Source organism: Nocardioides pyridinolyticus, assembly GCF_054653575.1.
The window spans coordinates 71,476-92,644 of the sequence record NZ_BAAIFY010000005.1 but is presented as its reverse complement, the minus strand read 5'-3'; the positions used below and the strand labels follow the sequence as shown (position 1 = coordinate 92,644).

20 protein-coding genes and 1 pseudogene are annotated in these 21,169 nt (G+C 72.5%); 19 read left to right on the top strand and 2 right to left on the bottom strand.

The window, feature by feature from the left end; translation table 11 throughout:
* Positions 1-2: 2 nt before the first annotated feature.
* The gene (locus ACYQ0U_RS06330; protein WP_459970953.1) at positions 3-1,004 is read right to left on the bottom strand and encodes an AAA family ATPase; all 1,002 of its coding nucleotides are present in this window, start codon (positions 1,002-1,004) and stop codon (positions 3-5) included.
* A 289-nt stretch (positions 1,005-1,293) separates the two neighbouring features.
* Between ACYQ0U_RS06330 and mraZ the strand changes: the two genes are divergently transcribed.
* The 13 genes from mraZ to ACYQ0U_RS06265 all read left to right on the top strand — a co-directional run bounded on the left by mraZ (position 1,294) and on the right by ACYQ0U_RS06265 (position 15,374).
* Positions 1,294-1,731 (top strand): division/cell wall cluster transcriptional repressor MraZ, encoded by a 438-nt coding sequence (mraZ, locus tag ACYQ0U_RS06325; protein ID WP_459970638.1) that lies wholly within the window; start codon positions 1,294-1,296, stop codon positions 1,729-1,731.
* A gap of 223 nt (positions 1,732-1,954) precedes the next feature.
* Positions 1,955-2,113: a hypothetical protein gene (locus ACYQ0U_RS06320; RefSeq protein ID WP_459970636.1), complete on the top strand. Its 159-nt coding sequence runs from the start codon at positions 1,955-1,957 to the stop codon at positions 2,111-2,113.
* A gap of 1 nt (position 2,114) precedes the next feature.
* The gene (gene rsmH / locus ACYQ0U_RS06315; protein ID WP_459970634.1) at positions 2,115-3,083 is read left to right on the top strand and encodes a 16S rRNA (cytosine(1402)-N(4))-methyltransferase RsmH; all 969 of its coding nucleotides are present in this window, start codon (positions 2,115-2,117) and stop codon (positions 3,081-3,083) included.
* Positions 3,080-3,664 (top strand): cell division protein FtsL, encoded by a 585-nt coding sequence (gene ftsL, locus ACYQ0U_RS06310; RefSeq protein ID WP_459970632.1) that lies wholly within the window; start codon positions 3,080-3,082, stop codon positions 3,662-3,664. The genes rsmH and ftsL overlap by 4 nt, the downstream gene beginning before the upstream one ends.
* Positions 3,665-3,706: 42 nt before the next feature.
* Positions 3,707-5,467 (top strand): peptidoglycan D,D-transpeptidase FtsI family protein, encoded by a 1,761-nt coding sequence (locus tag ACYQ0U_RS06305; RefSeq protein ID WP_459970630.1) that lies wholly within the window; start codon positions 3,707-3,709, stop codon positions 5,465-5,467.
* 26 nt (positions 5,468-5,493) lie between these two features.
* On the top strand, positions 5,494-7,002 hold the full coding sequence (locus ACYQ0U_RS06300) for a UDP-N-acetylmuramoyl-L-alanyl-D-glutamate--2,6-diaminopimelate ligase (protein ID WP_459970627.1): 1,509 nt from the start codon (positions 5,494-5,496) through the stop codon (positions 7,000-7,002).
* Positions 7,003-7,007: 5 nt separating this feature from the next.
* The gene (locus tag ACYQ0U_RS06295) at positions 7,008-8,393 is read left to right on the top strand and encodes a UDP-N-acetylmuramoyl-tripeptide--D-alanyl-D-alanine ligase (protein ID WP_459970949.1); all 1,386 of its coding nucleotides are present in this window, start codon (positions 7,008-7,010) and stop codon (positions 8,391-8,393) included.
* Positions 8,390-9,484: a phospho-N-acetylmuramoyl-pentapeptide-transferase gene (gene mraY / locus ACYQ0U_RS06290; RefSeq protein WP_459970624.1), complete on the top strand. Its 1,095-nt coding sequence runs from the start codon at positions 8,390-8,392 to the stop codon at positions 9,482-9,484. Before ACYQ0U_RS06295 ends, mraY begins: the two co-directional genes overlap by 4 nt.
* Positions 9,484-10,947 (top strand): UDP-N-acetylmuramoyl-L-alanine--D-glutamate ligase, encoded by a 1,464-nt coding sequence (murD, locus tag ACYQ0U_RS06285; protein WP_459970622.1) that lies wholly within the window; start codon positions 9,484-9,486, stop codon positions 10,945-10,947. The genes mraY and murD overlap by 1 nt, the downstream gene beginning before the upstream one ends.
* Positions 10,948-10,968: 21 nt before the next feature.
* Positions 10,969-12,225 (top strand): putative lipid II flippase FtsW, encoded by a 1,257-nt coding sequence (gene ftsW, locus ACYQ0U_RS06280; protein WP_459970620.1) that lies wholly within the window; start codon positions 10,969-10,971, stop codon positions 12,223-12,225.
* A gap of 11 nt (positions 12,226-12,236) precedes the next feature.
* Positions 12,237-13,310, top strand: coding sequence for an undecaprenyldiphospho-muramoylpentapeptide beta-N-acetylglucosaminyltransferase (murG, locus tag ACYQ0U_RS06275; RefSeq protein ID WP_459970618.1), 1,074 nt, complete (start codon positions 12,237-12,239; stop codon positions 13,308-13,310).
* Entirely contained in the window at positions 13,307-14,647 is a 1,341-nt protein-coding gene (gene murC / locus ACYQ0U_RS06270) for a UDP-N-acetylmuramate--L-alanine ligase (protein ID WP_459970616.1), read from the top strand. Before murG ends, murC begins: the two co-directional genes overlap by 4 nt.
* On the top strand, positions 14,640-15,374 hold the full coding sequence (locus ACYQ0U_RS06265) for a cell division protein FtsQ/DivIB (RefSeq protein ID WP_459970614.1): 735 nt from the start codon (positions 14,640-14,642) through the stop codon (positions 15,372-15,374). Before murC ends, ACYQ0U_RS06265 begins: the two co-directional genes overlap by 8 nt.
* 199 nt (positions 15,375-15,573) lie before the next feature.
* On the opposite strand, the gene ACYQ0U_RS06260 is transcribed toward ACYQ0U_RS06265, so the two are convergent.
* The gene (locus ACYQ0U_RS06260; RefSeq protein ID WP_459970612.1) at positions 15,574-16,515 is read right to left on the bottom strand and encodes a type IV toxin-antitoxin system AbiEi family antitoxin domain-containing protein; all 942 of its coding nucleotides are present in this window, start codon (positions 16,513-16,515) and stop codon (positions 15,574-15,576) included.
* A 392-nt stretch (positions 16,516-16,907) separates the two neighbouring features.
* Here ACYQ0U_RS06260 and ftsZ point away from each other — a divergent pair.
* The 6 genes and pseudogenes from ftsZ to ACYQ0U_RS06230 form a co-directional block, all read left to right on the top strand.
* Positions 16,908-17,855 (top strand): annotated as a pseudogene (gene ftsZ / locus ACYQ0U_RS06255) (cell division protein FtsZ); the annotation flags it as partial.
* A 251-nt stretch (positions 17,856-18,106) separates the two neighbouring features.
* Positions 18,107-18,787 (top strand): purine nucleoside phosphorylase YfiH/LACC1 family protein, encoded by a 681-nt coding sequence (locus ACYQ0U_RS06250; protein WP_459970610.1) that lies wholly within the window; start codon positions 18,107-18,109, stop codon positions 18,785-18,787.
* A complete protein-coding gene (locus ACYQ0U_RS06245) occupies positions 18,784-19,482 on the top strand; it encodes a YggS family pyridoxal phosphate-dependent enzyme (protein WP_459970608.1) in 699 nt (232 codons plus the stop codon). The genes ACYQ0U_RS06250 and ACYQ0U_RS06245 overlap by 4 nt, the downstream gene beginning before the upstream one ends.
* Before the next feature lie 37 nt (positions 19,483-19,519).
* The gene (locus ACYQ0U_RS06240) at positions 19,520-20,008 is read left to right on the top strand and encodes a cell division protein SepF (RefSeq protein ID WP_459970606.1); all 489 of its coding nucleotides are present in this window, start codon (positions 19,520-19,522) and stop codon (positions 20,006-20,008) included.
* Between the two features lie 8 nt (positions 20,009-20,016).
* Positions 20,017-20,313 carry a YggT family protein gene (locus ACYQ0U_RS06235; protein ID WP_459970604.1) on the top strand — a complete coding sequence of 99 codons (297 nt, stop codon included), beginning with the start codon at positions 20,017-20,019 and terminating at the stop codon, positions 20,311-20,313.
* An 84-nt stretch (positions 20,314-20,397) separates the two neighbouring features.
* A complete protein-coding gene (locus ACYQ0U_RS06230) occupies positions 20,398-21,144 on the top strand; it encodes a DivIVA domain-containing protein (protein ID WP_459970602.1) in 747 nt (248 codons plus the stop codon).
* Positions 21,145-21,169: the final 25 nt, after the last annotated feature.

Here is a 21,169-nt window from a genome sequence, read left to right as displayed (position 1 = left end):
CCTCAGCGCGCGCCGTCGGGGACGGGTACGCCGGCCAGGACCCCGTCGAGGATCGCGGAGGTCGACCGCCCGCTCATGGCGGCCTCGACGCTCGGCAGCAGCCGGTGCGCGAGCACGGGGCGGGCCAGGCGGTGCACGTCGTCGGGGAGCACGTAGTCGCGGCCGTCCATCGCCGCGACCGCCTTCGCGGCCCGGACCAGGTGGAGCGTCGCGCGGGGCGAGGCGCCCAGCGTGAGCTCGTCGGTGCGGCGGGTGGCGGAGGTGATGGCGACGGCGTACCGCTGCACGGCGTCGGAGACGTGCACCTGCGCGACGATCCCGATCAGCTTGCGCACCTCGGCGGCATCGGTGACCGGCTCGAGGTCGTCGAGCGGGTTGGCCCGCGTGTGCGAGCTCAGCATCGCCAGCTCCGCGGCCTCGACCGGGTAGCCGATCGACACGCGTGCCATGAAGCGGTCGCGCTGGGCCTCGGGCAGCGCGTAGGTGCCCTCCATCTCGATCGGGTTCTGGGTCGCGATGACCATGAACGGCGTCTCGAGCTGGTAGGTCGTGTTGTCGACGGTGACCTGGCGCTCCTCCATGCACTCCAGCAGCGCGGACTGGGTCTTGGGGGAGGCGCGGTTGATCTCGTCGCCGACGACGATGTTGGCGAAGACCCCGCCGGGCCGGAACTCGAACTCCCGGGTGTTCTGGTTGAACACCGACACGCCGGTCACGTCGGACGGCAGCAGGTCGGGCGTGAACTGGATGCGGCGCACGGTGCTGTCGATGCTGCGCGCCAGGGACTTGCTCAGCATGGTCTTGCCGACGCCCGGCACGTCCTCGATCAACAGGTGCCCCTCGGCCAGCAGCACCACGAGGGACGCGTTGACCACGTCGGGCTTGCCCTCGATCACCTGCTCGATGTTCGCGCGCACCCGCCCGACCACCCGCGCCAGCGTCTGGAGGTCCGCCCCGTTCTCCGCCACCTGTGCCGTCCCTTCCCCGAGCTCCCCCGACGTGATCCGTGCCACGTTCCCACCGTAGTCGAGCCGCAGAAACACACGTGTCCGACCGTCGTTGCGTTCGACTCGCCCGGCCGCCGATCGGTTGCGTGCCCCACCACGCCCCACCTCCGCTCCCCACGGCCCACCACCGGCGCCTGACCTGCACGAACGCGTGGCCGCGGCGCGGCTCCGCTCGCCGGAGATCCGCGAGATCGGGCGCCCCGACACGCTCCACATGGTTGACGGTGGGGGAAAGTGGCGTAGAGTGGGGCGAAGTGGAGGAAGGTGAGGGACTGGAGGTGGCCCGATGTTCTTCATGGGCACCTACACCCCGAAGCTCGACGACAAGGGGCGGCTCTTCCTCCCGGCGAAGTTCAGGGACCGACTCGCGGAGGGGCTCGTGGTGACCCAAGGTCAGGAGAACTGCCTGGTCGTGTGGCCCACGGACGTCTTCATGGAGGAGGCCCGCAGGGCCCAGAGCACGCCGCTGACGGTGCGGGGTGCGCGTGACTACGCGCGCATCCTCTTCGCCGGCGCCGACGAGGGCTCGCTGGACAAGCAGGGCCGGATCGGCATCCAGGCCTCGCTGCGGGAGTACGCCGACCTGGACCGCGACGTGGTCGTGATCGGCGTGATGGACCGCATCGAGATCTGGAACCCGGCCCGCTGGGAGGAGTACTCGACCGGAGCTCAGGCGAAGTTCGCCGAGCTGGACGAGCAGCCCAACCCGGCGCAGCAGAACTAGCGGCAACCAGCAGCAACCAGCAGCACAACAGCAGCACAACAGCACAGCGATCCGCAGGACGAGGTCTCGAGCCCGCTCCCGCGTCACCTGGGGCACCTTCCCCGGTTCCAGGTGTCACTTCCCCTTGGCAGCGGCCATGGGAGCGGGCCGGGACCTGGTCGGGCGGATCGCCACATTTCGGGCACGCAACCGCAGAGCACGCAGAGCAGGGGTCGAGGGTCGCATGAGCATCGCGCAGCTTCCGGTCGAGGAGGAGGTCCCGGTACGCCGGGTCCGCCACCAGGCTCGCGACGCCGCGACGCTGATGGCCTTCTCGGCGGCCACCTCCCTCGGGGTCGCGGGCTGCTTCCTGCTCCTGGCCGTCCTGGCGCGTCAGGCCTGACATGAGCAGCCCGTCCCACGTCCCGGTCATGCTCGACCGGGTCGTCTCCCTCCTGGCGCCCGCGCTCGAGCGGGAGGGCCTCGATCAGCCGGTGCTCGTCGACGGCACCCTCGGGCTGGGCGGCCACAGCGAGGCCGTGCTCCAGCGCTTCGACAAGGTCCGTGTGGTCGGCATCGACCGCGACCCGCAGGCGCTGGCGCTGGCCGGCGAGAGACTGGCGCCGTACGGCGACCGGTTCACCGGCGTGCACGCGGTCTACGACGAGATCCCCGAGGTCCTGGACGACCTGGGCCTGCCGTCGGTGGCCGGGGTCCTCTTCGACCTCGGCGTCTCCTCGATGCAGCTCGACGTCCGCGAGCGCGGCTTCGCCTACGCCGAGGACGCGCCGCTCGACATGCGGATGGGCAGCGAGGGCATGACCGCCGCCGACGTCCTCAACACCTACGAGGCGGCCGACCTGGCGCGCGTCCTGCGGGAGTACGGCGAGGAGAAGTTCGCCCGCAAGATCGCCGCCGCGGTCGTGCGCGAGCGGGCCAAGGAGCCGTTCACGCGCTCGGCCCGCCTGGTCGAGCTGCTGTACGCCGAGATCCCGGCGCCGGCGCGCCGCACCGGCGGCCACCCGGCCAAGCGCACGTTCCAGGCGCTGCGCATGGAGGTCAACGACGAGCTCGCGGTGCTGCGCCGGGCCATCCCGGCCGCGATCGACGCGATCTCGGTCGGGGGCCGGGTCGTGGTCGAGTCCTACCACTCGCTGGAGGACCGGCTGGTCAAGCAGGCGTTCGCCGCGGCCACGCGGTCGGACGTCCCGGAGGACCTGCCGTTCGTGCCGGAGGGGCACGAGCCGGCCCTCCGCCTGGTCACCCGGGGCGCCGAGAAGGCGACCCCGGAGGAGATCGACGAGAACCCGCGCGCCGCCTCGGTCCGGCTGCGTGCGATCGAGCGTGTCACCCAGGGAGGGGTAGCCGCATGAGTACCGCCGCACAGCTGCGCACCAGGACGAGCCGGATCGCCGAGGTAGCGGTCGAGAGGGCCCGGCTCACCGTCGTCCCGCGCCGCCGCGCCCGCGCGTCGCGGATGCCGTTCGTCGCCCTCGTCTCGATGGTGCTGCTCGGGGGCGTGGTGGGCCTGCTGCTCTTCAACACCTCGATGCAGCAGGCGTCGTTCGCGGCGACCGCGCTCGAGACCCAGGCGACCACGCTCTCGGCGCGCCAGCAGGCGCTGGAGATGGACCTCGACCGGCTGCGCGACCCGCAGCGCATCGCGGGAGCCGCGGTGAAGCTCGGCATGGTGCAGGCGTGCAACCCGGCGTTCCTCCCGCTCGGCAGCGGCGAGGTGTCCGGCGAGCCCGTGGCGGCCGGTGCCTGCAACTCGCTGCGGATCAACCCGCTCCCGCCGACCAAGCCGCCGGTCCTCGACCCGAAGCCGAACGTCGTCACGGTCCAGGGGACCGCCTCGACCCAGGCCTCGACCCAGGCCTCGACCGAATCAACCAGCGACACGGGCCGCCAGAACCGCGGAAACGACCGCGAGCGCGGCGAGAATCGCCGGTAGTCACACCCGTCCCACGAGTCCCGAGACCAGAATCGAGCAGACGTGCCCTCGTCCCGCCCGCCGCGTGGCTCCCGTCGCGGCTCGCCGCAGCTGCGCCTGCGGGTGGGGTTCGTGGTGATCGCGATCGTGCTCTCGATCTTCGGTGCCCGCCTCGTCCAGCTCCAGGGCCTCGACCCCAACTCGTACGCCGCGATGGCGGCCGCCGAGGGCCTGGTCGAGGTCGACCTGCCGGCCACGCGGGGCGACATCCTCGACCGCAACGGCACCCCGCTGGCCGGGTCGATCAGCGGCCTGATGGTGATCGCCGACCCGGCGCTGACCAGCGAGCACGCCCCCGAGCTGGCGCGCTTCCTCTACAAGCGGCTCGACGTCGACTACGCCGCGACGCTGGAGAAGCTGCGCGAGGAGGGCAGCCGCTACGAGTACATCGCGCGCCGCGTCCCCGCGACGCACGCGACCGAGGTCGTCGAGGCGGCCGAGCGGGCCGGCTACGACGGCCTGTTCACCCAGCGCGACCCGCTGCGCGACTACCCGGCCGGTGACGTCGCCTCGAACCTGATCGGCTTCCTGGGCACCGACGAGGCGCTGGCCGGCTTCGAGCGCACCTTCGACGACCTGCTGTCCGGCACCGACGGGTCGGCCCGCTACGAGGTCGGCGGCGGCAACCGGATCCCGCTCGGGGAGAACACCGTCACCAAGCCCGTCGACGGCCAGGACCTGCGGACCACGATCGACCTCGAGCTCCAGTGGTACGCCCAGCGCGTGATCCGCCAGACCGTCGAGGACGCCGGCGGCGAGTCGGGCTTCATCGTCGTCATGGACTCCCGGACCGGTGAGCTGCTGGCGCTGGCCGACGACCCGACGTACGACGCGAACGACCCGGTCGATGCCCCGAAGGACGACCTCGGCTCCCGCGCGATGCAGGACGTCTACGAGCCCGGCTCGGTCGAGAAGGTGCTCACCGCCAGCTCGCTGATCAACGAGGGCCTGGTCACGCCGCGCACGAAGATCACGGTCCCACCGCAGCTGCAGCGCGAGGACAAGCCGATCAACGACTGGTTCTCCCACCCCACGATCCACCTGACGCTCACCGGCGTGATCGCGAAGTCGTCGAACATCGGCACCGTGCTCGCCGCCGACAAGTTCAAGCCCGGGCAGCTCTACGACTACCTGTGGAAGTTCGGCCTCGGCCAGCGCACGGACATCGGCGTGCGCGGCGAGTCCCCGGGCCTGCTGCCCGCGCGCGGCACCTGGACCCACCAGAACCAGGACCGCATCGCCTTCGGCCAGTCGCTCTCGGTCAACGGCGTGCAGATGGCCGCGGCGATCAACACGATCGCCAACGGCGGCGTGCGGGTCTCGCCCAGCCTCATCCAGGGCTCGGCCACCACCGAGGACGGCACGGTCGTCGGCACCGACACCACCACCGAGCGCCGGGTGCTCACCGAGCAGGCCGCGCACCAGACGATGCTGATGATGGAGAAGGTCCTCGACCCCGAGGAGGGCGTCGCCCCCGGTGCCGCCGTCCCGGGCTACCGGGTCGCCGGCAAGACCGGCACCGCCCAGGCCGTCGGCGAGGAGTGCGGCTGCTACGACGGCACCTTCGACGTCTCCTTCGCGGGCTTCGCGCCGGCGGACGACCCCCGCTTCACCGTCTACGTCGTCGTGAAGGACCCCACCAACGGCGGCGGTGGTGGCTCGGTCGCCGGCCCCGCCTTCGCCAAGGTGATGAGCTACGCGCTCAAGCGCTACGCCGTCCCGCCCACCGGCACCCAGCCCTCGCGACTCCCCGTGGAGTGGTGAGGGAGTCCCAGCGATAGGTTCACGTGGTGAGCGACTCCACCCGGCCCGCGAGCCCCCCGCGGACGCCGCTCGCGACCCTCGCGGAGTCGCTCGGCGCCTCCGTGCGCGGTGACGCGGCCGGCGCCACCGTCACCGGGCTGTCGCTGTCCTCGCAGCGCATCCGCCCGGGGGACCTGTACGCCGCCCTGCCGGGCGCTCGCGCGCACGGCATCGACTTCGCGGACGACGCCGTCGACGCCGGCGCCGTCGCGATCCTCACCGACCCCGCCGGCGCCGGGCGCGCGACCACGGACGTGCCGCTGCTGGTCGTCGAGGCGCCACGGGCGGTCCTCGGCGGGCTCTCCGCGCGGATCTACGGCGACCCGGCCGCCGCGATGCGGATGATCGGCGTCACCGGCACCCAGGGCAAGACCACGACCACCCGGCTGCTGGAGGCCGGCCTCTCGCGCGCCGGCGTGACCGCGGCCGTGATCGGCACCGTCGGCACCCGCGTGGCCGGGGAGGACGTGAAGACCGCGCTCACCACGCCCGAGGCGCCCGACCTGCACGGGCTGTTCGCGATGATGCGCGAGCGCGGGGTCGAGGCCTGCGCGATGGAGGTCTCCAGCCACGCGCTGGTGATGGGCCGCGTCGACGGCGTCGTCTTCGACGTCGCCGTCTTCCTCAACCTGGGCCGCGACCACCTCGACTTCCACGCCGACGTGGAGGACTACTACCGCGCCAAGGCCTCGCTGTTCACGCCCGAGCGCGCCCGGCTCGCGCTGGTCAACGTCGACGACGACCACGGCCTGCGCCTCGCGGGGGAGACGACCCTCCCGGTGCGCACGCTGTCCACGACCGGCGCGGCCGACTGGCGGGTCGAGGACGTCGAGCTGCGTGCCGACGGGTCCACGTTCACGGTCGTGACGCCGGACGGCCGCCGCCTGCCGGCCGGCTGCCCGCTGCCCGGCGACTTCAACGTCGCGAACACGCTCGCGGCGGTCGCCGCCGCGGGCGAGGCCGGCCTGGACGCCGCAGCCGTGGCGGCGGGCATCGCCGGCAGCGGCGGCGTACCCGGGCGGCTGGAGCGGGTCGACGCGGGCCAGGACTTCGTGGTCGTCGTCGACTACGCGCACAAGCCGGACGCGGTCGAGGCCGCGATCCGCACGCTGCGGCCGCTCACCGACGGACGGGTCATCGTCGTGCTCGGGGCCGGCGGGGACCGCGACCCCGGCAAGCGCCCGATCATGGCGGCGATCGCGGCCCGGCTCGCCGACCTGCTCGTCGTCACCGACGACAACCCCCGGACCGAGGACCCGGCCGCGATCCGCGCGGCCATGCTCGCCGGCGTCGAGACCGGTGAGGCCCTCGAGATCGGCGACCGCCGGCTCGCGATCCGCGAGGCCCTCCGCCGCGCGGCGCCCGGCGACATTGTCCTCGTCGCGGGGAAGGGCCACGAGACCGGACAGGAGATCGACGGCGTGGTCCACCCGTTCGACGACCGCGACGTCGTCCGCGAGGTCGTGCGCGAGGTCGTGCGAGGGGAGCTCGCGTGATCGCGATGACGCTGGCCGAGATCGCCGAGCTGGTCGGCGGCTCGGTGCACGGCGACGGCGAGATCGTGGTCTCCGGGCCTGCCTACGTCGACAGCCGCAAGCCCGAGGCCGACGGCCTGTTCGTCGCGGTGGTCGGGGAGCACGTCGACGGCCACGCGTACGCCGCCGGCGCCCACGCCGTCCTCGGCAGCCGGCCCACCGAGGCCCCGACCGTCGTCGTCGAGGACCCGGTCGTCGCGCTCGGCCGCCTGGCCGGCCACGTGGCGCGGCGCCTGCCCGCGACCCTGCTGGCCATGACCGGGTCGCAGGGCAAGACCGGCACCAAGGACTATCTCGCGCACGTGCTCGCCGCCGAGGGCCCGACGGTCGCGACCGTCGGCAGCTTGAACAACGAGCTCGGCCTGCCGCTGACGGTGCTCCGCGCCGACGCCGACACCCGGTTCCTCGTGCTGGAGATGGGCGCGCGCGGCATCGGCCACATCGCCTATCTCTGCGAGATCGCCCCGCCGCGCATCGCCGCGGTCCTCAACGTGGGCACCGCCCACGTGGGGGAGTTCGGCTCCCGCGAGGCGATCGCGCTGGCCAAGGGCGAGATCGTCGAGGTGCTGCCCGAGGACGGCGTGGCCGTGCTGAACGCCGGCGACGACCTGGTGACGGGGATGTCGGCCCGCACGCGCGCCCGGGTGCTGCGGTTCGGCACCACCCACGGGGACGTCCTCGCCCGTGGCGTCGAGGTCGACGACCTCTCCCGGCCCTCCTTCGAGCTCGGCGTCGAGGGCTCCTGGCACCCGGTGCGGCTGCGCCAGTCGGGGGTCTACCAGGTCCAGAACGCGCTCGCCGCCGCGACGATGGCCGTCGCCGCCGGCGTACCGCTCGACCGCGTCGCCGCGGCGCTGTCCACGGCGGAGGAGTCCTCGCCGATGCGCATGGAGCTGCACGAGCGGGCCGACGGGCTGCTGGTCATCAACGACGCCTACAACGCCAACCCCGCCTCGATGACCGCCGCCCTCGAGGCGCTCATGGTGATCGGCAAACGCCGCGGGCGGCGCACGATCGCGGTGCTGGGCGAGATGCGCGAGCTCGGGGACCAGTCGCGGGCCGGCCACCAGGAGGTCGGCCACACCGCCCGGCTGCTCGGGATCGACACGCTCGTGGTCGTCGGCGAGGCGGCCGCGGCCCTCGCCGAGGGGTACGCCAGTGAAGGTTCGGAGAGTGAGGCGATCCTCACGGCGGGGCGTGCCGAGGCACTGGCCTGGGTGCGGGAGAATGCTGCGGGCTCCGACGTCGTGCTGGTCAAGGCGTCGCGTGGGGCCGCGCTGGAACTCATCGCGGACGGACTGCTGTCGGCGGACCCGGACATCGACTCGGAGGGAGGGAGCACCACGCCATGAGGGCGATTCTCCTGGGCGGCGGCGTCGCCCTTCTCATCTCCCTGCTCGGCACCCGCGTCGCGATCAAGATGTTCACCCAGTGGGGCTACGGGCAGGAGATCCGCGACGACGGACCCACCAGCCACCACACCAAGCGCGGCACGCCCACCATGGGCGGCGTGGTGATCATCCTGGCCACGGTCGTCGGCTACTTCGCCGCGAAGCTGATCACCCAGGACATGCCGACTGCGTCGGCGCTGCTGCTGCTGTTCCTGTTCGTCGGCACCGGCCTGGTCGGCTTCCTCGACGACTTCATCAAGATCTCCAAGCAGCGCAGCCTCGGCCTGCGCAGCAAGGCCAAGATGATCGGCCTGACCGTGGTGGCGCTGGTCTTCGGCGGCCTCGCGCTGTCGCCGTGGCTCGAGGACGAACGTGGGCAGACCCCGGCGTCGCACCACCTGTCGTTCATCCGCGACATCAGCTGGATCACGCTGCCCACGGTCGTGGTGCTGCTGCTGATCTGGCTGATCATCGCCGCGACGTCGAACGGCGTGAACCTCACCGACGGGCTCGACGGCCTGGCCTCGGGCGCCAGCGTGATGGTGTTCGGCGCCTACATGCTGGTGAACATCTGGCAGAACAACCAATGGTGCGGCCAGGCCGGGCTCGACCAGCCCAACCTCTGCTACGAGGTGCGCGATCCGCTCGACCTCGCGGTGGTCGCCGCCGCGGTCACCGGCGCCTGCTTCGGCTTCCTGTGGTGGAACGCCTCGCCGGCCGCGATCTTCATGGGCGACACCGGCTCGCTCGCGCTCGGCGGCGCGCTGGCCGGCCTGGCGATCCTCACCCGCACCGAGCTGCTGCTGATCATCCTCGGCGGCCTGTTCGTCCTCGAGACGGTCTCGGTGATGCTCCAGGTGACGACGTTCAAGGTGACCAAGCGGCTCACCGGGACCGGGCGCCGGGTGTTCCGGATCGCGCCGATCCACCACCACTTCGAGATGCTCGGCTGGGAGCAGGTGACCGTGACGATCCGGTTCTGGATCATCACCGGCATCTGCGTCGCCGCGGGTCTGGGCATCTTCTACGCGGAATGGGTCGCCGGCATCTGATGAACCCTGAGCACCTCGGCCGCCACGACTCCTGGGAGGGGGTCCGCGCGGTCGTCGCCGGCTTCGGTGTGTCCGGCTTCGCCGCCGCCGACAACCTCAACCACCTCGGCGCGAGCGTGATCGCGCTCGACGAGTCCGACGCCGGCGACCGGATCGAGAAGGCCGAGCTCCTGCGCGTGCTGGGCGCCGACGTACGCCTCGGCCCCGGCACGACCGCGACCCTGCCCGACGACGTCGACCTGGTGGTGACCTCGCCCGGCTGGCGGCCGGACGCGCCCCTGCTGGCGCAGGCCCGCGAGCGCGGTGTCCCCGTGTGGGGCGAGGTCGAGCTGGCGTGGCGGCTGCGCGACCCCGCCCACCACACGCCCTGGCTGTGCGTCACCGGCACCAACGGCAAGACCACGACCGTGCAGATGCTCGACTCGATCCTGCGCGCCGCCGGGCTGCGCTCGATCGCGGTCGGCAACGTCGGGCTGCCCATCGTCGAGGCGGTGATGGACCCCGAGCCCTACGACGTGTTCGCCGTCGAGCTCTCGAGCTTCCAGCTGCACTACACCTACTCGATGAGCGCCGAGTCCGCCGCGGTCCTCAACATCGCCGAGGACCACCTCGACTGGTACGACTCGATGGCCGAGTACGCCGCCGACAAGGGGCGCATCTACGAGCGGGTCCAGCGCGCCTGCGTCTACAACGTGGCGGACCCGGAGACCGAGCGGCTGGTGCGCGAGGCGGACGTCGAGGAGGGCGCCCGCGCCATCGGCTTCACGCTCGGCATGCCGGGCGTCGGCAACGTCGGCCTGGTCGAGGACATCCTCGCCGACCGCGCGTTCATCGAGCAGCGTGAGTCGAGCGCCGCCGAGCTGTGCACGCTCGACGACCTCGCGTCGACCGCGCCGCACTTCGTGCAGAACGCCCTGGCGGCGGCCGCGCTCGCCCGCGCGCACGGGGTCCCCCAGGCCGCGGTCCGCGACGGGCTCCGGGCGTTCCGTCCCGACGGCCACCGGATCGCGGTGGTGGGGGAGCGCGACGGCGTCACCTGGGTCGACGACTCCAAGGCCACCAACCCGCACGCGGCGCAGTCCTCGCTCCAGGCCTACGGCGCGGTGGTGTGGATCGCGGGCGGGCTCGCCAAGGGGGCCCGCTTCGACGAACTGGTGCTCGCCGTGGGCGACCGGCTGCGCGGTGTCGTGCTGCTCGGCCGGGACCGCGACGTGATCGCGGGGGCGCTTTCGCGACACGCCCCGGATGTGCCCGTGATCGTGCTCGACGCCGACGAGACTGGCCCCGTAGACGGTGGACTGGCCGGTGGACTGGTCATGGAGCGAGCCGTCGGGGCCGCGGCCGAGCTGGCGCGACCCGGCGACACGGTCCTGCTCGCCCCCGGGTGTGCCTCGATGGACATGTTCGCCAACTACGCCGAGCGCGGCGACGCGTTCGCGGACGCGGTACGACGCAGGCTCTAGCACTCAGGGGAGGGGGACGCGATGACCACCGCCGATCCCCTCCAGGCCACCCGGGGCCAGGCGCGGCGCCGGCCCTCGGTCCTGGGGTGGTACGCCGCCGTACGCACCGCGCTCGACCGGCCGCTGACGGCGTACTACCTGCTGCTCGGCGCGTCCGCACTGCTGCTCACCATCGGCCTGATCATGGTGCTGAGCGCGTCCAGCGTCTACTCCTACGAGCAGAACGACGGCGACTCCTACGCCGTGGTCAAGCGCCAGCTGATCTGGGTGCTGGTCGGCATCCCGTGCGCGTTCGTCGCCTCGCGGCTGCCGCACCCGCTCTTGCGCCGGCTCGCCTGGCTCGGCCTGCTCGTCTCGATCGTGCTGCTCGCGCTCACCCAGACCGCCCTCGGGGTCACGGTGAACGGCAACAGGAACTGGCTCGGCGTCGGCCCGTTCCAGGTCCAGCCGGCCGAGATCGCCAAGCTGGCCATCGTGCTGTGGGCGGCGCACATCTACGCGCTCAAGGACAAGCGCCTCGGCAGCCTGCACGAGGTGATCGTCCCGGTGGTCCCCGGCATGGTCGCGGTGATCGGTCTCGTGGTCTTCGGCCGCGACCTCGGCACGGCGCTCGTGCTGTTCGCGATCATGCTCGCGATGCTCTGGGTGGTCGGGGCGCCGGGCCGACTGTTCGCCTCGACGCTCACCGCGGTGGGCGTGGTCGCCATCGGGCTGGCGTCGACCAGCGCCGAGCGTCTCGAGCGCATCACGAACTTCGCCGACCCGTTCAAGGACTTCCACAACGCCGGCTGGCAGCCGGCGCACGGCCTCTACGCGCTGTCGACCGGCGGCGTCTTCGGCCAGGGCATCGGCGCCAGCCAGCAGAAATGGGGCGACCTCCCCGAGGCGCACACCGACTTCATCTTCGCCGTGCTCGGCGAGGAGCTCGGCCTGGTCGGCACCCTGCTGGTCGTCGCGCTGTTCCTCACGGTCGCCTTCGCCGCGATCCGCGTCGCCACCCACACCCAGGACCCGTTCGTGCGCTACATGACCTTCGGCATCGTGGTGTGGCTGCTCGGCCAGATGATCATCAACGTCGGCATGGTGCTCGCGCTGCTGCCGGTCATCGGCATCCCGCTGCCGCTGGTGTCGTACGGCGGCAGTGCGCTGGTCCCGTCCCTGGTCGCCCTCGGCCTGCTCATCGGCTTCGCGCGCCGCGAGCCCGAAGCCGCGCGGGCGCTCGCGCAGCGCAAGAAGGACCGCTCGGCCGGGATCTCGGCGGGCCGGCTCCCCAACTAGGGTTGTCCGCGATGCGCGTTCTCCTCGCCGGCGGTGGCACCGCCGGCCACACCTCGCCCCTGCTCGCCACGGCCGACGCCCTGCGGCGGCTCCGCCCGGACGTCGAGATCACCTGCCTCGGCACGCCCCGCGGCCTCGAGAACCGGGTGGTGCCCGAGGCGGGCTACCCACTCGAGCTGATCCCGCCGGTGCCGCTGCCGCGCAAGCCCAACGCCGACCTCGTCAAGGTCCCGGCCCGGCTCCGCGCCGCGGTCCGGGAGACCCGCGCGGTGCTCGACCGGGTGCGCCCCGACGTGGTGGTCGGCTACGGCGGCTACGTCTCGATGCCGCTCTACCTCGCGGTCCGCAAGGGCGAGGTCCCGCTGGTGATCCACGAGCAGAACACCGTGCCCGGCCTGGCCAACAAGGCCGGTGCGAGGTTCGCCCAGCGGGTGCTGGTGAGCTTCCCGGACACGCCGCTGCGCAAGGCCGAGTACGTCGGCCTGCCGATCCGCCCGATGATCTCCGGCCTCGACCGGGCGGCCCTCCGGGCCGAGGCGCGCGCGTTCTTCGGTCTCGACCCGGACCGCCCGACGCTGCTGGTCACCGGCGGCTCCCAGGGCGCGCGCCGGCTCAACCAGGCCGTGTCGGGGGCGGCCGGTGCGCTCGCCGCCGCCGGGGTGCAGGTGCTGCACGCCGAGGGCAAGCACGGCGGCGCCGCGCCCGTCCCGACCGACGTGCCGTACGTCGTCGTCGAGTACATCGACCGGATGGACCTCGCCTTCGCCGCCGCCGACCTCGCGATGTGCCGGGCCGGCGCCAACAGCGTCACCGAGGCCGCGGCCGTCGGCCTCCCGGCGGTCTACGTGCCGCTGCCGATCGGGAACGGCGAGCAGCGCAAGAACGCCGAGTCCGTCGTCGCCGCGGGCGGCGGCATCCTCGTCGACGACGCCGACCTCACCACCGAGTGGGTCGTCGGCACCGTGCCCCACCTCGCCGCCGACACCGCGAAGCTGGCCGCGATGGGAGCGGCCGCGTCCGCGGTGATCCCGCGCGACGCCGACGAGAAGGTCGCCCGGATCGTGCTCGAAGTGGCCGGCGCGTGAAGGTTCCCGTCCCGGACGAGATCCTCCCGGCCGACCGCCTGGGCCGCGTCCACTTCGTCGGCATCGGCGGCGCCGGCCTCTCCGGGATCGCCCGGATCATGCTGGCCCGGGGCATCGAGGTCAGCGGCAGCGACGGCACCGACTCGCCCACGCTGGACGCGCTGCGCGCGCTCGGCGCGCGCGTGCACGTCGGCCACGAGGCCGCCCAGGTGGGGGACGCCGACACCCTCGTGGTCTCGACCGCGGTCCGCGAGGACAACCCGGAGTACGTCGAGGCCGTCCGGCGTGGGCTGCGCGTCCTGCCCCGCTCCGCGGCCCTGGCCGCGGTCATGGCCGGGCGGCGCGTGGTCGCCGTCGCCGGGACGCACGGCAAGACCACGACCACCTCGCTGCTGACCGTCGCGCTCCAGGTCGCGGGGGCGGACCCGACGTACGCCATCGGGGGCGAGCTGTCGGCGACCGGCGTCAACGCGGCGGAGGGCACCGGCGAGGTGTTCGTCGCCGAGGCCGACGAGAGCGACGGCGCCTTCCTGCACTACGCGCCGTACGCCGCGATCGTCACCAACATCGAGGCCGACCACCTCGACAACTGGGGGACCGAGGAGGCCTACCGCGCGGCGTTCGACGAGTTCGCCGACACGGTCTCGCCCGACGGCTTCCTCGTCTGCGTCGTCGACGACCCGGGTGCCGCGGCGCTGGCCGACCGCCACGAGGCGTCCGGCCGCCGGGTCGTGCGCGTCTCCGCCCGGTCGCCCGAGGCACTGGCCGGTGTCGAGCTCTGGTCACCGGGGGAGCACTACCTCGCCGACGCGCTCGCGGCCCACGCCGCCGGCGTCGAGCTGGGGTACGACGCCGCGGAGCTCGCCCGCGGCGTCGCGTCGTACTCCGGGACCAAGCGGCGGATGGAGCGGAAGGGCGAGGCCGGGGGCGTGCGCGTCTACGACAGCTACGCCCACCACCCGACCGAGATCGCCGGCGACCTGGTCGCCGCCCGGGCCCTGGCGGGGTCGGGCCGGGTCGTCGTGGCGTTCCAGCCGCACCTGGTCTCGCGCACCCGGATCTTCGGCGTCGCGATGGGAGAGGCGCTCGGCGCCGCCGACGAGGTCGTCGTGCTCGACGTCTACCTCGCCCGCGAGGACCACGACCCGGACGTCACCGGGGCGCTGGTCGCCGGCGCCGTCCCGCTGCCGGCGGACCGGGTGGCGTTCGTGCCGTCCTTCGACGACGTGGCCGCGGAGCTGGTGTCCCGGGCTCGGCCCGGGGACCTCGTGGTCACCCTCGGCGCCGGCACGGTGACCGAGATCGGCCCGCGGGTCCTGGAGCTGCTCCGTGGCTGACACGAGCACGCAGGAGCGGACCCGCAAGCGGTTCGCACGGCGCCAGTGGGCGCGGCGCTGGCTGGCCTGGAAGCCGGTCCTGGTCGTCGTGCTCGTGCTGCTCCTCGCCGTCCTGCTCGGCTGGCTCGTGTACTTCTCGTCGGTCCTCTCGGTGAAGGGCGTGGACGTCCAGGGCGTGCAGCAGCTCAGTGCCCAGCAGATCCGCGCCGTCGCCGCCGTGCCCGAGGGCGAAGCCCTCGCGACGGTCGACCTCGACCGGATCCGGGCCCGCGTCCAGGCGCTGGCCCCCGTGAAGTCCGCCGACGTCACCCGCGAGTGGCCCGACCAGGTGCTCATCACCGTCGTCGAGCGCGAGCCGGTGGCGGTCGTCGAGATCGCCGGCTCGCTCCAGGGGATGGACGAGGACGGCGTGGTCTTCCGCAGCTACGCCCAGGCCCCGCCCGACCTCCCGCGCGTCGAGACCGGGTCGAGCACCGGCAGCGACGCCCTCCGCGAGGCGGCCCTCGTCGTCGCCGCCCTGCCGGCCGACCTCGCCGCCACCGTCGACCACGTCGAGGTCGCCACCGTCGACGAGATCACCCTCTCGCTGCGCGACGAGCGTCTCGTGCGCTGGGGGAGCGCGGAGGACTCCGACCTCAAGGCCGCGGTCCTCGCCGACCTCCTCGCCGCCCGCCCGGACGCGTCGACCTACGACGTCTCCGTCCCCGGCACGCCGTCCACGAAGTAGCACTCCACGGCTCCACGGCTCCACGGCTCCATGCTGGCGGGCTGTAGGGCCCGTGCTCGTGCTGTCGCTCGTGCTGTCGCTCGTGCTGTCGCTCGTGCTGTCGAAACATCACGGTAGGCACCTGAGTTGGCACCTCCCGTGCCGTACCCGGCGAGGGGAGTGGCGACTGACCTGCCTCCCCTGATGAATCGTCGGTCGCTCAGCCGGTCCGGCGCATCAGCCGCCGGATGCGCTCCGCGGTCCTGCCGGAATGGTGGTAGTCGTCCCAGACCAAGCGGAACATCCGCCGCCCGCTGGCCTCCCGAATCACGTCCTCGCGCCGCTTCTCCTCGAACACCACGTCGCCGGGCTCCTGGCCGGGACGCAGGAGGCGCCCGTACTTCACGCGCCCGTCGAACTCGCCGTAGAGACCGTACTCGTGCCAACCCCAGTCACAGATGCCGAGAAGCGCTCCGCGGTCATCACGCACTTCGACCTGGAGATCAGGTGCCGGGATCCCGTGCTTCCAGAACAGCCATCGTCCACGGCTCTCGCCGATGCTCGCGGATCTGGGATCGGCCATGCGGACCGGCACGTGAAGATGCCTCATCCAGGGCCACTCGCCAAGGTCACGATGACCGGCGGCGAGCTGGTCGATCGAGAAGCGCCCGAGGTGGGCGCCGCTGTCGAAGAGGCACAGGGCCACCTCGCTGTTGCTTCGCGACCCGGCTTCGAGCACGCTGCGAACCGGGCTCGTCACCAGCAGACCGTCGACGACCTGGAGGTCGGTGTCGAGACACCGACCCTGGTGGTGCACGACGTCACCCTCGATGCGTCCGACGGCTCCGTCGAGCCGGGTGACGTGCACGCGGTCCAGGGGTACTCCCCAGACATCGATTCCGTGCGCGACGACTGCCGACACGTGACTGAGGACCACCGCGTCACCGAGTGAGCGCACGACGGCTCGCGACCGGACGCGGTGGCGACCGACCTCATCGAGCGAGGACCACTCGTCGGCGAAGGCGTAGAAGCCACGTCGGAACCGAGTCAGCACGCGTGCCCGGACCATCCGACTGAGGTCGCGATCGGCAAGGCCGGCGTCCAGCGCCTCGAGACGGGTGAAGAAGCCGGCGGACTGGGTGAGCAAGCGCAGCGGGTCCATCGGTCCACGGTGCGCGGCCTGGCCGGTCTTCCGCCGCTGCGGGCCGTCCCCCTGTGGAGACTGCTGCCGATGGATCCTCCTGTGGAGGGGAGTGGGGCCGCTGCCGATTCATCACGGTAGGTGGGTCAGTCGTCACTCCCCGTGCCGTGCACGCCGAGGGGAGTGACGAGTCGCCTGCCTACCGTGATGAATCGACCGACACGCCCCGACACCCGGCGTGTCGCCCCGCATCCGAGGACGGCTCTGCCTACTGTCTTCACCACGGCGAGGTTGACATAACTATAACCCTCAGGCTGAGGGTCAGAGTTGGGAGACACGCCGCCGAACTTCCCCCGTCGATCCAGCACCGCGACGTACCGACATCCGCACCCGAGCAGCGAAGGGCGAAAGCCGTGGCAGCAGCACAGAACTACCTGGCCATCATCAAGGTCGTGGGCATCGGTGGTGGTGGTGTCAACGCCGTGAACCGGATGATCGAGGTCGGGCTCAAGGGCGTCGAGTTCATCGCCATCAACACCGACGCGCAGGCCCTCCTCATGAGCGACGCGGACGTGAAGCTCGACATCGGTCGCGAGCTCACCCGCGGCCTCGGCGCCGGCGCCAACCCCGACGTCGGCACCCAGGCCGCCGAGGACCACGCCGACGAGATCGAGGAGGTCATCAAGGGCGCCGACATGGTGTTCGTGACGGCCGGCGAGGGCGGCGGCACCGGCACCGGCGGCGCCCCGGTCGTGGCGCGGATCGCCCGCAGCCTCGGCGCGCTGACCATCGGCGTCGTGACCCGGCCGTTCGCCTTCGAGGGACGCCGCCGCGCGAACTCCGCGGAGGAGGGCATCGCCCGGCTCCGCGAGGAGGTCGACACCCTCATCGTGATCCCGAACGACCGGCTGCTGTCGATCAGCGACCGCAACGTGTCGGTGCTCGACGCGTTCAAGCAGGCCGACCAGGTGCTCCTCCAGGGCGTCTCGGGCATCACCGACCTGATCACCACGCCGGGCCTGATCAACCTCGACTTCGCGGACGTGAAGTCCGTGATGTCGAACGCCGGCTCCGCCCTCATGGGCATCGGCTCGGCCCGCGGCGAGGACCGCTCGGTCGCCGCCGCGGAGATGGCGGTCTCCAGCCCGCTGCTCGAGGCGAGCATCGACGGCGCCCACGGCGTCCTGCTCTCGATCGCCGGTGGCTCCGACCTCGGCCTGTTCGAGATCAACGAGGCCGCCGCGCTCGTCGCCCAGGCGGTGCACCCCGAGGCCAACATCATCTTCGGCGCCACCATCGACGACGCCCTCGGCGACGAGGTCCGCGTGACCGTCATCGCGGCGGGCTTCGACGGCGGCCAGCCCAAGCGGCAGAGCGAGGGCACCGTGCTGCGCCGCGACCCGCGCCCGCAGCAGACCCAGGCCGAGACCAAGGCGGCCGCCCAGGCCGTCGCCGCCGCCAAGGACGCCGCCTCGGACCAGGCGCCGGCGGAGCACAAGGAGAGGGAGAAGGTCACCAGCGCCCCGCAGGCGGGCGCCCCGACCACTCCGCGTCCGGCTCCGCGCCAGGTGCAGTTCGACGACGACGACCTGGACGTGCCCGACTTCCTCAAGTGACCTTCCTCTTCCGCGACACCGTGCCGGTCGACACCGGCACGGTGTCGGTCGCGTTCACCGACCGCACCCTCGACCTCGGCGACCTCGCGCCCGACGACGTGCGGGCGGCCGGGCTGGCCGAGATCGCCGAGCGGACCGGCGCGACGCCGTACCTCATGCACCAGGTCCACGGCACGACGGTCGCCGAGGTGCCCGGGCCCGAGTTCCCGGACGCCGACGGCCTGGTCACCGGCGAGCCCGGGGTCGCGCTGCTCACCCGCGCGGCCGACTGCGTCCCGGTGCTGCTCGTGGCCGAGGGCGGCGAGATCGGCGCGGTGCACGCCGGCCGCGAGGGGGTACGCCGCGGCGTCGTGACCGTGGCCGTCGAACGGCTCCGCGACCGCGGCGCCACGGGCCTGCGAGCGTGGGTCGGGCCGCACATCTGCGGCGGCTGCTACGAGGTCCCCGACGAGATGCGCGCCGAGATCGCCGCGGCCGTGCCCGCCACCCACGCCACCACCACGTGGGGCACGCCCTCCCTCGACCTCGGGGCCGGCGTCCGCGCCGAGCTCGCGGCCGCCGGGGTCCCGGTCACCGAGGTCGGCGGCTGCACCCGCGAGGACGACGCCCTCCACTCCTACCGCCGCGACGGCGCGGCCGCCGGCCGCCTGGCCGGCGTCGTCTGGAGGAGCGCATGAGCCGCCGGGACGAGATCGCCGCCGGCCTGGCGCGGGTGCGCGAGCGGATCGCCGCCGCCTGCGCCGACGCCGGCCGCGGCCCCGAGGAGGTGTGCCTGGTCGTCGTCACCAAGTTCTTCCCGGCCTCCGACGTGCGGATCCTCGCCGAGCTCGGCGTCACCGACGTGGGGGAGAACCGCCACCAGGAGGCCGAGGCGAAGGCCGCCGAGTGCGCCGACCTCGGCGTGTCCTGGCACTTCATCGGCGGACTCCAGAGCAACAAGGCGGCCGCGGTGGCGGCGTACGCCGACGTCGTGGAGTCCGTCGACCGGGGCAAGCTCGTCGGCGGGCTCGACCGGGGCGCGCACCAGCGCGACCGGGTGCTCGACGTGCTGCTCCAGGTCAGCCTCGACCCGCCCGGGAGGGAGGGCCGCGCCGGCGTCGACCCGGACGGACTGGCCGCGCTGGCGCTCGCCGTCGGCGAGGCCGGGATGCTCCGCCTGCGCGGGCTGATGGCCGTGGCGCCCCTGGGCGCGGACCCCGCGCGGGCGTTCGAGCGGCTCGCCGGGATCCGGCACGACTTCCTCGCCGACCACCCCGATGCCACCTGGCTCTCGGCCGGCATGAGCGGCGACCTCGAGCACGCCGTCCGGGCGGGCGCGACACACGTGCGTGTCGGCTCGGCGGTCCTCGGTTCGAGGCCACAGGTCAAGTAATGTCCCAACCACCACACCATCACCGGAGGACACAGTCATGAGCGGCGGAATGCGCAGGATCGGCGAGTACCTCGGCCTGCTCGAGGACACCGGCCGGTACGACGACGAGTACGACGTCCACGACGAGTACGAGACCCAGGAGACCGCCCCGGTGCGCCCCTCCAGGCGCGAGAGCCGCCCGGCCCCCGTCGCTGACCTGTCCGAGCGCCGTCGTCCGGCGACGGGCCCGACCGGAGTGGTGGCCGAGCTGTCCCGCATCACGACCCTGCACCCGCGCACCTACAACGAGGCGCGCACCGTCGGCGAGAACTTCCGCGACGGCACCCCGGTGATCATGAACCTCTCCGAGATGGACGACGCCGACGCCAAGCGTCTCGTCGACTTCGCGGCTGGGCTGGTGTTTGCCACTCGTGGCACGATCGAGCGCATCACCAACAAGGTGTTCCTGCTCTCGCCGCCGAACGTGTCGGTGGCCGCTGAGGACAAGCAGCGGATGGCCGAGAACGGGTTCTTCAACCAAAGCTAGGACGTCTCTTGGTAGCGGTCGGCCTCGTCATCCATGTCGTCCTGTGGGTGTTCATCGCGTTCCTCTGGATCCGGTTCGTCGTGGACTGGGTCCAGGTCTTCGCGCGGCAGTGGGTGCCCCGGGGCGCGCTGCTCGTCGGTCTCGAGGGCGTCTACTCCACGACCGACCCGCCGATCAAGGCGCTGCGGCGCGTGATCCCGCCGCTGCGGATCGGGAGCATCTCGCTCGACCTGAGCTTCCTGATCGTGCTGGTCGCGGCGTACGTGCTGCTCCGCGTCAACTCGGCGATCTTCCTTGCCGGGTGATGCCGTTGGTGCGGGTGAGGCTTTCACCTGCGCAGGCGCTATTGTTCGACCGACAGCAACGATCGAGATGGAATGGGTGAGGTCATGCCGCTGACGCCTGAGGACGTGAGCAACAAGCGCTTTACTCCTGTCCGGCTCCGCGAGGGCTACGACATGGGTGAGGTCGACCAGTTCCTCGACGAGGTGGAGGCCGAGCTCGCTCGTCTCACGAAGGAGAACGAGGAGCTCCGGTCCAAGCTCGCCGCGGCCCAGTCCGGCGCCAGCGCGCCGGCCGAGACGGCCCCGCAGCCCCGCGTCGAGGAGAAGGCCCCGGAGCCGCAGCAGGTCGCGACGCCGGCCCCCGTGGTCGCCGCGGCCAGCCCGGTGGAGACGATCCGCGTCGAGACCGTCCCCGAGGCGTCGAACGCCGCCGCGCGGCTGCTCGAGATCGCGACCCGCAACGCCGACGAGCTGGTCGAGGACGCGAAGAACGAGGCCGACAAGATCATCGGCGAGGCCCGCACCAAGGCCGAGCGCCTGGAGTCGGAGTCCAAGACCAAGGCCGACCGCCTCGAGTCCGACGCCCGCACCCGCGCCCAGATGCTCGACTCGGAGACCGCCGAGCGCCGCCGTCAGATGTTCGGCGACCTCGAGAAGGACCGCGACAAGCTCAACGCCGAGGTGGAGAATCTCCGCTCCTTCGAGCGCGAGTACCGCTCCCGCCTGAAGAGCTACTTCTCCCAGCAGCTCGAGGCGCTCAACACCGGCGGTTCGGACGGTCCGCTGTCGTCGTCCGACGACGCGCCGGCGCCCAAGCGCCTCCGCTCGATCCTCGGCGAGGACGACGCCTGATCCCAGGCTGATCCCACTCCGCGCA